The organism is Bradyrhizobium sp. PSBB068, from assembly GCA_016839165.1.
In the GTDB taxonomy this organism is placed as follows: Bacteria; Pseudomonadota; Alphaproteobacteria; order Rhizobiales; family Xanthobacteraceae; genus Bradyrhizobium.
On the sequence record CP069300.1, the window covers coordinates 1065739 to 1077989 of the forward strand.

Annotated in this window: 15 protein-coding genes; 7 read left to right on the top strand and 8 right to left on the bottom strand. The window is 65.3% G+C overall.

What is annotated here, in order from left to right:
- Window positions 1-31: 31 nt before the first annotated feature.
- Genes JQ507_05090 through JQ507_05100 form a run of 3 tightly spaced genes read right to left on the bottom strand, consistent with a single transcriptional unit; the run spans window position 32 to window position 1263 of the window.
- Window positions 32-499, bottom strand: coding sequence for an SRPBCC family protein (locus tag JQ507_05090; GenBank protein QRI70899.1), 468 nt, complete (start codon window positions 497-499; stop codon window positions 32-34).
- Window positions 492-956, bottom strand: a complete 465-nt coding sequence (locus JQ507_05095; protein ID QRI70900.1) for an SRPBCC family protein — start codon at window positions 954-956, stop codon at window positions 492-494. The genes JQ507_05090 and JQ507_05095 overlap by 8 nt, the downstream gene beginning before the upstream one ends.
- On the bottom strand, window positions 949-1263 hold the full coding sequence (locus tag JQ507_05100) for a helix-turn-helix transcriptional regulator (protein ID QRI70901.1): 315 nt from the start codon (window positions 1261-1263) through the stop codon (window positions 949-951). The genes JQ507_05095 and JQ507_05100 overlap by 8 nt, the downstream gene beginning before the upstream one ends.
- 149 nt (window positions 1264-1412) lie before the next feature.
- On the opposite strand from JQ507_05100, the gene JQ507_05105 reads away from it, so the two are divergent.
- Window positions 1413-2030, top strand: coding sequence for a LysE family translocator (locus tag JQ507_05105; protein QRI70902.1), 618 nt, complete (start codon window positions 1413-1415; stop codon window positions 2028-2030).
- A gap of 26 nt (window positions 2031-2056) precedes the next feature.
- On the opposite strand, the gene JQ507_05110 is transcribed toward JQ507_05105, so the two are convergent.
- The 3 genes from JQ507_05110 to JQ507_05120 are packed head-to-tail and all read right to left on the bottom strand — an operon-like array spanning window position 2057 to window position 6341.
- Window positions 2057-2980, bottom strand: coding sequence for an FAD binding domain-containing protein (locus JQ507_05110; GenBank protein ID QRI70903.1), 924 nt, complete (start codon window positions 2978-2980; stop codon window positions 2057-2059).
- The gene (locus tag JQ507_05115; GenBank protein QRI70904.1) at window positions 2977-5658 is read right to left on the bottom strand and encodes a molybdopterin-dependent oxidoreductase; all 2682 of its coding nucleotides are present in this window, start codon (window positions 5656-5658) and stop codon (window positions 2977-2979) included. Before JQ507_05115 ends, JQ507_05110 begins: the two co-directional genes overlap by 4 nt.
- Window positions 5655-6341, bottom strand: a complete 687-nt coding sequence (locus tag JQ507_05120; protein QRI70905.1) for a helix-turn-helix transcriptional regulator — start codon at window positions 6339-6341, stop codon at window positions 5655-5657. The genes JQ507_05115 and JQ507_05120 overlap by 4 nt, the downstream gene beginning before the upstream one ends.
- 172 nt (window positions 6342-6513) lie before the next feature.
- Here JQ507_05120 and JQ507_05125 point away from each other — a divergent pair, with 172 nt between their 5' ends.
- The 3 genes from JQ507_05125 (at window position 6514) to JQ507_05135 (ending at window position 8507) form a co-directional block, all read left to right on the top strand.
- Window positions 6514-6747, top strand: a complete 234-nt coding sequence (locus JQ507_05125) for a hypothetical protein (GenBank protein QRI70906.1) — start codon at window positions 6514-6516, stop codon at window positions 6745-6747.
- A gap of 406 nt (window positions 6748-7153) precedes the next feature.
- Window positions 7154-8317, top strand: coding sequence for a PepSY domain-containing protein (locus tag JQ507_05130; GenBank protein ID QRI70907.1), 1164 nt, complete (start codon window positions 7154-7156; stop codon window positions 8315-8317).
- Between the two features lie 7 nt (window positions 8318-8324).
- Window positions 8325-8507: a hypothetical protein gene (locus JQ507_05135; protein QRI70908.1), complete on the top strand. Its 183-nt coding sequence runs from the start codon at window positions 8325-8327 to the stop codon at window positions 8505-8507.
- Between the two features lie 12 nt (window positions 8508-8519).
- Here the strand turns inward: JQ507_05135 and JQ507_05140 are convergent, their stop codons facing one another.
- Entirely contained in the window at window positions 8520-9317 is a 798-nt protein-coding gene (locus tag JQ507_05140) for an N-formylglutamate amidohydrolase (protein ID QRI70909.1), read from the bottom strand.
- Between the two features lie 104 nt (window positions 9318-9421).
- On the opposite strand from JQ507_05140, the gene JQ507_05145 reads away from it, so the two are divergent.
- The 3 genes from JQ507_05145 (at window position 9422) to JQ507_05155 (ending at window position 11691) form a co-directional block, all read left to right on the top strand.
- The gene (locus JQ507_05145; GenBank protein ID QRI70910.1) at window positions 9422-10324 is read left to right on the top strand and encodes a transglutaminase family protein; all 903 of its coding nucleotides are present in this window, start codon (window positions 9422-9424) and stop codon (window positions 10322-10324) included.
- A 2-nt stretch (window positions 10325-10326) separates the two neighbouring features.
- Window positions 10327-11139 (top strand): transglutaminase family protein, encoded by an 813-nt coding sequence (locus JQ507_05150; protein ID QRI70911.1) that lies wholly within the window; start codon window positions 10327-10329, stop codon window positions 11137-11139.
- Window positions 11140-11292: 153 nt separating this feature from the next.
- Entirely contained in the window at window positions 11293-11691 is a 399-nt protein-coding gene (locus JQ507_05155) for a gamma-glutamylcyclotransferase (GenBank protein ID QRI70912.1), read from the top strand.
- A gap of 4 nt (window positions 11692-11695) precedes the next feature.
- On the opposite strand, the gene JQ507_05160 is transcribed toward JQ507_05155, so the two are convergent.
- Entirely contained in the window at window positions 11696-12250 is a 555-nt protein-coding gene (locus JQ507_05160; protein ID QRI70913.1) for a chlorite dismutase family protein, read from the bottom strand.
- Window position 12251 lies beyond the last annotated feature (1 nt).

A 12251-nucleotide genomic window follows, 5' to 3' on the forward strand; every position in this document is an offset into this window, starting at 1 on the left:
TCCGCACGTGTCCTTCGATAGATCTTCATTGTCATTCGAAGCCGTCGATTCCGAGCGCGGCGGGCGGGATCGCGACCGCCTTGCCGGTTTCGAGCAGACTCTTGAGAGCAGACAGGATCGCAGGCCAGCCCCTGGAAATGCCGTCAAGCAGCTTGCTGCCGACGCCGAAGCCCTCATGAGTCACGGTCAGCTTCACGATCTTGCCGAACGGCTCGAGCGTGAACACGACTTTGGTTGCCGGCTCCTTGCGCAGTTCGGGATCGGCCTCGTGCTTGAACGTATAGGAAAGACGCCGCGGCCGGTCGGCCTCGAGGATCTCGCCAGTGTCGGTGGTCTTGCCGCTCATTACCAGCGCGAGCGGCGAGCCGACCTTCCAGTCCGATTGCAGCTCGGTGTCGAACCAGTATTGCCGCGTGAACGTAGTTGAGGTCAGCGCATCCCACAGCTGCTCCGGCGTGGTTTCGATGTAGGTGACGTAGACGAATTCAGGCTTAGGCATGGTAGGGCTCCCTGGCGCCGCTGGTGAGCAGTTCGGCCGGCAGTTCGCGGCCGGTCTCGAGGAAGCTCTTCAGGCTGGCAATGACCATCGGCCAGCCGCCGGAGACGTCGCGCAGCGTCTTCGGGCCGAGGTTGTCGTGGGTCATGGTCAGCTTGACGACCCCGCCGTGCGGTTCGATGTCGAAGGTCACGCGCGAGACCTGCTCGCGCTCGACGCCTTCCTTCACCACGTCCCAGGTGTAGGCGAGCTTGTGCGGCGGATGGATGATCAGCACTTCGCCCTGCACGGCGCAGCGGCCATCCTTGGTCAACTGGTAGGGCGAGCCGACCTTCCAGTCGGAGCTGGCGCGATAGCCGAACCAGAAGCGTTCGGTGAAGTCGCTCGATGTCAGCGCGTGCCACAGCTTCTCGGCCGTGGTCTCGATATAGGTGACGTAGACGCAGTCCGGCTTACTCATCACGCTTCTCCAATTGTCTTTTCAATTCGCTGAGCGCTGCCAGTTTCCCGCGCTCGAACTTCCTGATCCATCGCTCCCCGATCTGATGGATCGGAACCGGGTTGAGGTAGTGCAGCTTCTCGCGGCCGTGCTTGATCGTGGTGACGAGGTTGGCCTCCTCGAGAATCACAAGGTGCTTGGTGACGGCCTGGCGCGTCATGTCGAGCCCGTCGCAGAGCTCACTGAGCGTCTGTCCGTTGTGATCGTGAAGCCGGTCAAGCAGCGTCCGCCGTGAGGCATCCGCGAGGGCTTTGAAGACTTCATCCATGGGCCGGATAATAGGCAACCAAACGGTTGCATGTCAAGAGCGCGTGTTTGGGCACTGCCATCCGGCGGCGCGCAGATCGAAGGACCACGGATGTTTCCATGTCCGCTCTTCACGTGCATAATAATGACAAAGAAGCAGAAGAGCCCCTCATGTCCCTGCAAGCCTATTTCGCCTTCGTTGCCGCCTGCATCGCGCTGGCGCTGCTGCCCGGTCCGATCGTCACGATGGTGATCGCCAACGGGCTGCGCTACGGCACCCGTGCGGCGCTCACCAACGTGCTGGGCGCGCAGGTCGGGCTTGCGATCGTGATCGGCATCGTCGCGGTCGGCCTGACCTCGCTGATGGCCACGATGGGCTACTGGTTCAACTGGGTGCGCTTTGCCGGCGCGGCCTACCTGGTCTGGCTCGGCATCAAGCTGATCCGTTCGCCGGTCGAGGGCGTCGGCACCGACGACAAGCCGCCGCCGCCGCGCGGCGGCTTCTTCCTGCAGGGCTTTCTGGTGCTGCTGTCGAACCCGAAAGTGCTGGTGTTCTTCGGCGCCTTCATTCCGCAGTTCATGGACATGGACAAGCCGCATTTGCCGCAGGTGGCGCTGCTCGGCGTCACCTTCATGGCAACCGCGGTGCTGACCGATGCCGCCTACGCGCTGGCCGCCGGCCGCGCCCGCAGGTTCTTCTCCAAGGAGCGGACGCGGCTGATGTCGCGCATCTCAGGCGGCTTCATGATCGGCGGCGGCATCTGGCTGGCGCTGACCCGGGCACGCTGAGCCCGGGGCCGAAACGGTCGCTCGCGCTACGTCGCGATCCGTTCCATCACGTCGCGCACCAGGCCAGTCAGCAGCTCGAGCTTGTAGCCGGTCATCGGCAGCGGCTTGGCTCCCGATGTTGCGAGCTCGGCGGCTTGTGCGATGGTCGCGGCAGTGGCCGGTTTCCCCTGCAGCGCAGCCTCGCTTGCTTCGAGACGCAGCGGCACCGGGGCGATGCCGCCGGCCGTGATGTGGACCTGCTGGAATGTGCCGCCCGATATCACGGCCCGCGCGCAGATCTCGACCAGCGGCCATTCCGCGTAGGAGCGGCTGATGGCGCGCTTGTAGTGCGCGCGCTCGCCGGCCAGCGGGGCGGGGAGCTCGATCCGCTCGATCCGTTCGCCCGGCGCAAGGAGATTGTCGACCGCGCCGTTGCTGCCATCGCCGAGCACGTCGGTGATCGACAATCCGCTGTGCCGGTCCGTGGTGACCTTCGCATCATAGGCGAGCAGCGCCATCGCCATCGTTGACGGATGCGGCGCGACGCAAGGGCCGAGATCGAACGCGACGTGATAGAGATGGTTGCCGGATCGCGCCGGACAGTCGGTGCCACCTTTCTTGAGGCAGGCGATCTGCGGATTGCGGAAATACCAGCAGCGCGAGCGCTGCGCGAGGTTGCCGCCGAGCGTCGCCATATGCCGGATCTGCGGCGTGGCGAGGCCCTGCGCGGCGGCGGTGATGCCGGGATAGGCCTGGGCGAGCCGCGCATCCGATGCGATCGCTGCGATCGCAGTCAGGGCGCCGATCCGCGCCGAGCCGTCCGCATTCCACGCGACCCCGATCGTGTCGGGGCTGGCGGTGAGATCGATGACCTCCCCGCATGACAGGCCGCTACGACGGCGCTCCGACAGGTCGGTGCCGGCGGCGCGGAATTCGGGTGCGGACATTGCCAGTGCTGTTGCGGCGCTCATGCGGCATCCCTCCCTTTCAGCGCGGCGACGATGCGGTCGGGCCGGATCGGAATCTCGGTGAGGCGGACGCCGATCGCGTCGTGGATCGCATTGGCGACCGCGGCCGAGGTCGGCACCGTTGACGCCTCGCCGATGCCGACGCTGTTGCCGAGCACATGGTCGAAGCCGGCTTCGTCGAAATGGACGTCGATCTCGGGCGTATCGGCGATCCCCGGGATGCGGTAGTCCTCCATCCCCGCGGTCAGCACGTCGCCGGTGTTCGGATCGAGCTCGCGCGCCTCGTACAGCGCGTAGCCGAGGCCCTGGATGACAGCGCCGCAGGCCTGGCTTCGCGCCAGCGCGGGAGACGCGATCTTGCCGACCGCGATGCCGGTGTGAACGTTGAGCACGCGGACGTGGCCGAGCCAGGTGTCGACCTCGACCTCGATCACCTGCACCGAGCTCGGCACGCCGGCGCCGACCGCGATATTGGAAAAGCGGCGCATCATCCAGCCGAACACCATGCCGATCAGGCCGACTTCGCGCAGCGGTGAGCGGATGCCGGGTGCGGTGTTCTTGCCGTCCTCGCCGCGCGTCTCGACCACGGCGATGTCGGGCGAGCGCGCGATCAGCTCGCGCCACGGCGCGTTCGAGCCGGGCGCAGGCTTTCGCGTCGCTTGTTCGAGGATTTGAGCCTTCAGCTTCCCTACCGCTTGCAACGTCGGGGGCATCACCGAGGCGGTGACGCGGCTGCCGCCGGAGCCGGGCCCTTCGGGCAGCGAGGAATCGCCGATCCGCACATCGATATCACCGGGCTCGAGATCGAACTCGCGCGCAATCGTATCGGCAAGCACGCTGCGGGTGCCGGTGCCGATGTCCTGCGTCGCGGTGCTGGCGACGATGCGGCCGCCCTTGACCGCGACCTCGACCTTCACGTTGGGCTGCCACAGATAGAGCCAGTAGCCGGTGGCGACGCCGATGCCGCGGCGGTAGCGGCCGGTCTGTTGTGGTTTGCGATTGCGCCAGATGTCGAGCCCGGAAGCCCAGTCGTACAGCCGCTGGCGGTTGGGATCGGGGTCCCAGCGTTTGCGCAGGGCGATCGGATCGACCTTGAGCCGCAGTGCGGCCTCGTCGATCGATTGCTCGACCGCGAAGGCCATCGGCGGACCGCCGGGGCCACGGAAGGCGGCGCCGGGCGGCAGGTTGCTGATGACGTCGAAATCCGACAGGTCCTTCGCCTCGGCCGGATAGATCAGCCGCGCCAGGCCCGCGATCGTCGAATTGGTCGCGGCGCCGGTATCGGCATGCGCGGTGACGGAGAGCGCTTTCAGGCCACCCTGGTCGGACGGCAGCAGCGCGACCTTCAGTTCCGCGGCAGGCCGATAGCCGGCAACCGAGAGCTCTTCCTGCCGATCGTAGGTGACCCGCACCGGCGCCTTGGCCGCGCGCGCGAGCTCGATCGCGGCGATCGTCTCGACGCCGAGGCTCGCCTTCGATCCGAAGCCGCCGCCAACGTGCTCGGCGATCACGCGGACCTTGTCGTGATCGAGCTTGTAGCGCTTGGCGATCTGCTCCTTCAGGTGAAACACCTGCTGGGTCGAGGCGTGCAGGGTCAGCCGGTCGCCGTCGAAGCGCGCCACCGCGGCATGCGGCTCCAGACACGCATGCTGCTGCGTGGCGGTGCGGAAGGTGGCTTCGACGAGCAGGCTGTTATTGGCCTGCCGCGCCTCGTCGACCCAACTGCGCGCCTTCTTGGCGCGGGTCGAGAAAACCGCGGTCGGCCCGCGGATGTTTTGCTTCCACGGCGCCGGTCCGCCTGCGGCTTCCGAGACATTGCCGGCCCGCTTGCGGCTCGCCTTGTCGAACACCACAGGCGCGCCGTCCTTGCGTCCGGCGTCGAGCCCGACCACCGCCGGCAGCTTTTCATAGGTCAGCTTGATCGCGGCGAGCGCGGCCATTGCCGCCTTGCGGTCCTTTGCAGCAACCGCAGCGATCGGCTCGCCGACATAGCGCACGATCTTGTCGTCGCCGAGCAGCGACACCGCTGTGACGCCCGCGAGCGCGCGCGCCGGCGCGAGATCGAGCGTGGTGATCCGCGCATGCGCCTCGCGCGAGCGCAGGATCAAGCCTTCGAGCTGGCCGTCATGCGTGATGTCGACGGTGTATTTCGCCGCGCCCGTCACCTTGTCGCGCGCCTCGATGCGGGGCGCTGCGACATTGTCGCCGTCAAAGCGGCCGACACAGGCATCCGCGACCGCGCGGAAAATCCCGTCATAGGCGCCGCAGCGGCAGAGATGGCCCGACAGCGCCGCGCCGATCTCCTCGCGCGAGGGCACCGCCGTTCCCCTGGTCGCGCGCCATTGGTCGCAGAACGCGGTCGCCTCCACGATGAAGCCCGGTGTGCAGAAGCCGCATTGCAGGGCGTCATGCGCCATGAACGCCTTCTGCACCGGATGCAGCCCTGCGGCGCCGATGCCCTCCACCGTCGTCACCGCCTTGCCGGCTGCGGCCTGCGCCGGCATCAGGCAGCTTGTGACCGGCGCGCCGTCGACCAGCACCGTGCAGGCGCCGCAGACGCCGGCGCCGCACACCAGCTTGGTGCCGGTGAGCTTGAGCTGGTCGCGCACGATGTCGATCAGGAGCGCGTCGGGATCATCGGGCAGGGATTCGACGCGGCCGTTGACGGTCGTCGTGGTCATGACTGTCCTCCTATTGTCCTGCGTGTCGGCTTGTTGCGGATTGCCGCCTTCCTGGCGGGCGGCTGTCGTGATTTCGACGAGGATTTTGTCTCGGATCTCGGGATGGCGCCGGCGCAAAGCGTGCGCACCATGATCGCCATGTCCTTCAGGAATGCATCGGCCGGCTGCATCGCCGGATACTGCGACTTCGCTGCGTACATCGACATCTCGACCAGCCGGGCGAATTCGGCCGGCGACAGGTCTTGCGGCAGCAAGAGTTGCTGCTTGCGCGCGATCCGCGCGATGGTGGCGGCCACGCGCTCCGCATGGCGTGCGGCATAGGTCTGGTAGAGGTCGCGCGCGTGCACGAGGTGCTCGGAGTACAATTCCTCGATATGCGGCGAGCCGTCCAGCGAGGCGATCATGGTCGATATCCGCGCGGTCAGGCCCGCGGCGAGGATATCGCCGAGATTGCCCCCCGCCGTCTCCGCTTCGGCCACGGCTGCTTCCTCGGCTGCGATCGCGGATTCATGGATGCGCTCGATCACGGCGCGGAACAGCGCTTCCTTGGATTCGAAATGATGATAGAGCGCTTGCCGCGTCAGGCCGGCCGCCTCGGCGACCTGCTCGATCGAGGAGCGGCGAAAGCCGTGCCGGCGGAACACCAGCATGGTGGCATCGAGGATGCGGGTCTTCGGTCCCATTTGACGAATTTGACAAATATAGGAGATTTGTCAAATCGCGATTTGGTGAAGCGATCTAGCGGGCTGCCTCACTGATGTGTGAGGCGCGTCACGGATCGTCTCGCCTGGCCTGCGTAAAGCTTCGACATGCAAGGGCGAGCCCCGATCGCCCGGCGCTTGCGAGGATACGGACATGACACAGGTCTATTTCCATTGCTCGAATACGCGCGGCGTGCTGATGGATCGCCGCGGCGCCTCGGTCGACAACCTCTCCGAGGCCTGCGAGGCGGCGACCCGCATGATGCGCTCGCTGGTCGCAACGGTCAGTCTGGAAGACTGGCGCGACTGGGCCGTGCATGTCAGCGACGAGGCCGGCGAGGAGATCGTGATCCTGCCCTTCGCCTTCGTGCTTGGCAAACCGCACTGAGGACGCGCCTTGTCGTCATCGCATTCATCATTGCTGTCGCTTCGCCGCGGTCTGAACGCGGTCACGAGCGCCTGGCAGAAATTGATCGCGCGAATGTGCGATCCCTATCGGCCCGAACAGCACTACATGCGCGGGCCGGGTCCCAGATGCCGCGCGAAGCATGCCGTCCATGCCGCGCCGGCCGGCTGATGCTGACCCGGTCTCGGCGATTCAGTTTAGAACGATCCTACAGTTGCGCGAAATACCTGGACGCATCGTGGCACTTTCCGGCCGCCCTCGTTGCGCGATCGCAACACGATTGGCGATAAGCCCTACACTGGACGCGTTCTAATCGCCGTGCGGCTGCGCGCGTCCTCCATCGTGTTAGTGACGGCAACAATGGAGACTCTGGAATTAGGTAGCGACCTTGACTGCGACGACCAAATCCCTGCGGCAATGGGGCGCCGTCCACAAATGGACCAGCCTGATCTGCACATTGTTCATGCTGCTGTTATGCATCACCGGCCTGCCGCTGATCTTCCATGACGAGATCGACGATCTCCTGCACAGCCAGGTCAAGGCGGCCGACGTGCCGCAAGGCACGCCGCCGGCCGATCTGGATCATCTGCTCGCCAATGCGCTGGCGCAGGCGCCGGGCAAGGTGCCGCATTTTCTGATCTGGGACCGCGACAATCCCGGCGCGATGTGGGTCAGCGTCGGCCCGACGATCGATGCCGATCCGACCAACAATTTGCTGATCCGGATGGACACACATACCGGCGTCTATCTCGATTCCCCTGACGTGACCGGCCGCTTCACCTACATCATGTTGAAACTGCACACCGACATGTTCGCAGGGCTGCCCGGCAAGCTGTTTCTCGGATTGATGGGGATACTGTTCTGCGTCGCGATCATTTCCGGCATCGTCGTCTACGCGCCGTCGATGCGCAAGCTGCGGTTCGGCGCCTATCGCGCGCAGCGCACCCGCGTGGTGCGCTGGCTCGACGTGCACAATCTCGCCGGCATCCTGCTGGTCGCCTGGACGCTGGTGGTCGGCTTCACCGGCGTCATCAACACCTGGGCCGATCTCGTCCTCAAGATGTGGCAGTTCGGTCAGCTCACCGAAATGACCGCGCACTACAAGGACCGGCCGGTGCCGTCGAAATTGTCCTCGCTGAATGCGGCGGTCGTGGAGGCCAAGCGTGCGGTGCCCGGCATGACGCCGAGCTTCGTCGCCTTTCCGGGAACGCTGTTCAGCAGCAAGAGCCACTACGCGGTGTTCCTGCACGGCGATACGCCGCTGACCTCGCGGTTATTGAAGCCCGCGCTGATCGATGCGGAGACCGGGACGCTGACCGACAGCCGCGACATGCCCTGGTACGTGTCGACGCTCTACATCTCGCAGCCGCTGCATTTCGGCGACTACGGGGGCATGCCGCTCAAGATCGTCTGGGCTCTGCTCGACATCCTGACCATCTTCATCCTCATCACCGGCGTGTATCTGTGGACGCGCCGCCGCAAGGCGGGTGTCAGCCAGGAGCGCGCCATCGCCAACGCCGCCTCGATCGACAATCCCGCACTCACGTCGTGATTTCAGCATGGTCGCACATCGCACATTGACCCAGATCTTCGCCGCGCCGCTCGTGATCGCGATCGTGAGCACAGTGGGCCTGATCAGCGCGCTGGTCGGCGACGGCTGGTGGGATGCCGTCTCGTGGGTGGCGCTCGGCCTGCCCGTGCTGCTCTACCTGCTGTTCATCTGGCAGCGCCGGCCGAACTGATCGGGCGACGCGCTAGATCCGCGCTTCGGCGCGCAGCGTCGTCTCGATCTCGCCGAGGATGCGCGCCAGCCGTTCGGCCCATGCCGTCTCGCCGGCCTGATCGGAGATCAGGTCCTGACGGATCTCGATGCCCGAATTCATCAGGCCGCGCTGCTCGCCATGCACCGGGATCGTGTAATCGGTCTCGTCGCTGACCGCGTAGGGCTCGTTGTCGCCGACCACGAGATCGCCCTCGGCACGCAGATGCTTGAGCAGCAGCGGCGGCAGCGCCTTGTCGTGATGATACAGCGTGCCGATGTGCCAGGGACGTGCGATGCCGGCATAGACCGGCGTGAAGCTGTGCAGCGACACCAGCACGGTCGGCATGCCCTGTCGCGCACGCTCGTCGATGATGTGGTCGATGCGCCGGTGATAGGGATCGAAGATCTGCGCGCGGCGCATCTCGGCGGCCTCGCGCGACAGGCCCTCATTGCCCGGAACGGTGGTGGCTTCGCTGATCAGCGGGACCGAGCTTGCGACATGCGGCGGCCGGTTGCAGTCGATCACGAGCCGCGAGTAGCGCTGCGCGATCAAATGCGCGCCGAGCAGGTCGGAGAGCTGCGTGGCGACGCCGGCGATGCCGATGTCCCAGGCGATGTGCCGGACGAGCTCGCCTTCGGGCAGGCCGAGATCGCCGAGCGAGGAGGGAATCAGCCTGCCGTAGTGGTCGCAGGTGAATAGGAACGGTGAGCGGCCGGCCGCATTATGTTCAAGAACCGGTGAAGCATCGGTGCTTGCGAGCAGGAAAGATGGACCGCCACCGTAATTCAAGGGCTTTTTTCCTCAACTTTGCCTATTCAAGCGGCATGCTGGTTTGGAATCGAGCAGCTTTCTCTATAGATTATGCGGCTCGAAATCACGATGATTGTTTGAAGATGCCGCTCCTGACTATCCATCACAAGACCGTTTATCGCTACGCGCGCCCGGTGGCGTTCGGCGAACACCGCATCATGCTGCGCCCCCGCGACGGCCATGATCTGCGCGTGCTCGACGGCGCACTTGTGATCGATCCGCAGCCAATGTCGCTGCGCTGGATCCACGACGTGTTCGGCAACAGCGTCGCGATCGCGGCCTTTGACGAGCGCGCCGACACGCTGTCCTTTGTCTCGACCGCAACGGTGGAGCACAATCCGGCCGACAGGTTTGCACTGACGCCGGACGACCCTGCGTACTTCTATCCGTTCCTCTACGACGACGAGGAATTCCCCGATCTGCAGCAGTTCATCACGCCGCAATATGGCGACCCGAACGGCGAGCTGTCGGCCTGGGCGCGGCGTTTCCTCGATGTCGAGGCGCCGACGCTGACCTTCAAGATCCTCAGCGACATGACCCACGGCATCCGTGAGGCGTTCAGCTACCGCAAGCGTTACGAGCAGGGCACCCAGCATCCGCTCGATACGCTGCGGACGCAGTCCGGCACTTGCCGCGACTATGCGCTATTCATGATCGAGGCGCTGCGCCGGCTCGGCATCGCCGCGCGCTTCGTCTCCGGCTATCTTGCGATGCCTCCCGGCAGCGCGCATGGCTATGTCGGCGGCGGCTCGACCCACGCGTGGGTGCAGGTCTATCTGCCGAGCGCGGGCTGGATCGAGTTCGATCCGACCAACGGCATCGTCGGCACTCGCGATCTGATCCGCGTCGCAGTGGCGCGCGATCCGCGCCAGGCCATCCCGCTGCATGGCGTCTATCTTGGCGCTGCGGATGCCTATCTCGCGATGGACGTCGACATCAAGGTCGTCTCGGTCGGCGAGAGCGCAGCCGAGCAGGAGACGGCCTGACGATGCAGATCAAGGTCGGTTTCGAGATCACCTACACGGCGGCGTTGCCGACACCGATGGTCATCATGCTGTCGATCCATCCGTCGCGCTATGCCGACATCGTCGGCACCGAAAGCATTTCGACCGAGCCGGATGTCCCGATCGGGCTTTATCGCGATGGCTTCGGCAATGTCTGCGGCCGCCTGGTCGCGCCGGCCGGTGGCGTCACCTTTCGTGGCAGCGCGCTGGTGCGGGATTCGGGATTGCCTGATGTCGTCAATCCGGCGGCGCAGCAGGTGCCGATCGAGCAGCTACCCGATGACATGCTGCTCTATCTGATGCCGAGCCGCTATTGCGAGACCGACAAGCTGACCGACATCGCCTGGTCATTGTTCGGCAACACGCAGCCCGGCTGGGCGCGGGTGCAGGCGATCACCGATTTCGTGCATCACCACGTGACATTCGGCTACCAGCACGCCCATCATATGAAGTCGGCGCATGACGTCTATGAAAGCCGTGCCGGCGTTTGCCGCGACTTCGCGCACCTGGCGCTCACCTTCTGCCGCTGCATGGGCATTCCGGCGCGCTACTGCACCGGCTATCTCGGCGACATCGGCGTGCCGCCGGACCCCGCGCCGATGGATTTTTCCGGCTGGTTCGAGGTCTATCTGTCGGGCCAGTGGTACACCTTCGATGCCCGCCACAATGTGCCGCGGATCGGCCGCATCCTGATGGCGACCGGCCGCGACGCCGCCGACGTCGCGCTCACCACGAGCTTCGGCCGCATGACGCTGACGAAGTTCGTCGTGGTGACGGATGAGGTGGTGGCGGCTTGATTCTTCCCAACCATTCCGTCATTCCGGGGCGCCCGAAGGGCGAGCCCGGAATCCATCTCGCACAGCATCCGTCTGGTGAAATGGATTCTCAGATGCGCAATTGCGCATCATAGCTCGCAGCTTCGCTGCGCCCCCGGAATGACAGGTTAGGCCATGATCTCCGATCTTCTCTTCGTCTACGGCACGCTGATGCGCGGCTTCGACCATCCGATGGCGAAGCTGCTTGCCGGCAATGCCGAATTCCTCGGGCCGGCGCAGTGCCGCGGCCGGCTTTATCTGGTGAAGCATTATCCGGGCCTCGTCGCCTCGGACGATCCCGCCGACATCGTGCACGGTGAATTGTTCCGCCTGCGCGCGCGCGAAGCCATGCTGCGCGAATTCGACATGTACGAGGCCTGCGGCGAAGGCTTTCCGCCGCCGACCGAATATCTCCGCGAGATGCTCAAGGTCACGCTCGCCGACGGCAGCGCACGCGAGGCGTGGACCTATCTCTACAATTGGCCGGTCACCGAGCTGCCGCGGATCGCCTCAGGAAAGTTTCTCGCGCATTAGCGCTTCACACTTCCCGCTCGACGCGGATGTCGACCTCGCGTTCGACAAAGCTCCATTCCTCGGTGGCGCGCAGCATGCCGACCAGCTCGTCGAACAGGCTCGCATGCTCGGGCGCGAATTCGAACCAGGTCAGGAAGTCGAATTGCATACCGAGGTCGCGGGCGTGAAACAGCTGGCGAGCGATCGCCGGCAGGTATTTCAAGGTGCCGGCGATGTGGTGCGACTTGTCCTCGAAGATCGCCCGGCGCTCCTCCTGGGTGAGCTCCCACCATGCCGCAGACTTCCTGATCGGGATCAGTGCCGCGTGCGTTGCCTCGCTGCGGCCGAGTCCGGCCTGCACGGCGGCAAGCTTCTCGCGCTCTTCCTTCTCGGTGTAGCGCAGATGGCTGGCGACGCCGGCGAGCCGCCAGGAAGTCTGTGCCGGCAGCAGCGGCAGCGCGATCGACTCGCTGGTAACAATCGACAGCGCCGCGACCTTCGGCAGCGTCTCGCCCTTCACCCGCGTGATGGACGTAACCTGCCAGCCGCCGCTCTGCCCGCCTCTGAACGTCGTGAACATG

Bases quoted from the DNA above. Each gene is read 5' to 3' on its own strand.
- JQ507_05105 (QRI70902.1), top strand. From the start codon at position 1,413: ATGTCCCTGCAAGCCTATTTCGCCTTCGTTGCCGCCTGCATCGCGCTG.
- JQ507_05150 (QRI70911.1), top strand. From the start codon at position 10,327: ATGCAGATCAAGGTCGGTTTCGAGATCACCTACACGGCGGCGTTGCCG.
- JQ507_05125 (QRI70906.1), top strand. From the start codon at position 6,514: ATGACACAGGTCTATTTCCATTGCTCGAATACGCGCGGCGTGCTGATG.
- JQ507_05155 (QRI70912.1), top strand. From the start codon at position 11,293: ATGATCTCCGATCTTCTCTTCGTCTACGGCACGCTGATGCGCGGCTTC.
- JQ507_05090 (QRI70899.1), bottom strand. From the start codon at position 499: ATGCCTAAGCCTGAATTCGTCTACGTCACCTACATCGAAACCACGCCG.
- JQ507_05145 (QRI70910.1), top strand. From the start codon at position 9,422: ATGCCGCTCCTGACTATCCATCACAAGACCGTTTATCGCTACGCGCGC.
- JQ507_05095 (QRI70900.1), bottom strand. From the start codon at position 956: ATGAGTAAGCCGGACTGCGTCTACGTCACCTATATCGAGACCACGGCC.
- JQ507_05100 (QRI70901.1), bottom strand. From the start codon at position 1,263: ATGGATGAAGTCTTCAAAGCCCTCGCGGATGCCTCACGGCGGACGCTG.
- JQ507_05110 (QRI70903.1), bottom strand. From the start codon at position 2,980: ATGAGCGCCGCAACAGCACTGGCAATGTCCGCACCCGAATTCCGCGCC.
- JQ507_05115 (QRI70904.1), bottom strand. From the start codon at position 5,658: ATGACCACGACGACCGTCAACGGCCGCGTCGAATCCCTGCCCGATGAT.
- JQ507_05120 (QRI70905.1), bottom strand. From the start codon at position 6,341: ATGGGACCGAAGACCCGCATCCTCGATGCCACCATGCTGGTGTTCCGC.
- JQ507_05135 (QRI70908.1), top strand. From the start codon at position 8,325: ATGGTCGCACATCGCACATTGACCCAGATCTTCGCCGCGCCGCTCGTG.
- JQ507_05160 (QRI70913.1), bottom strand. From the start codon at position 12,250: ATGTTCACGACGTTCAGAGGCGGGCAGAGCGGCGGCTGGCAGGTTACG.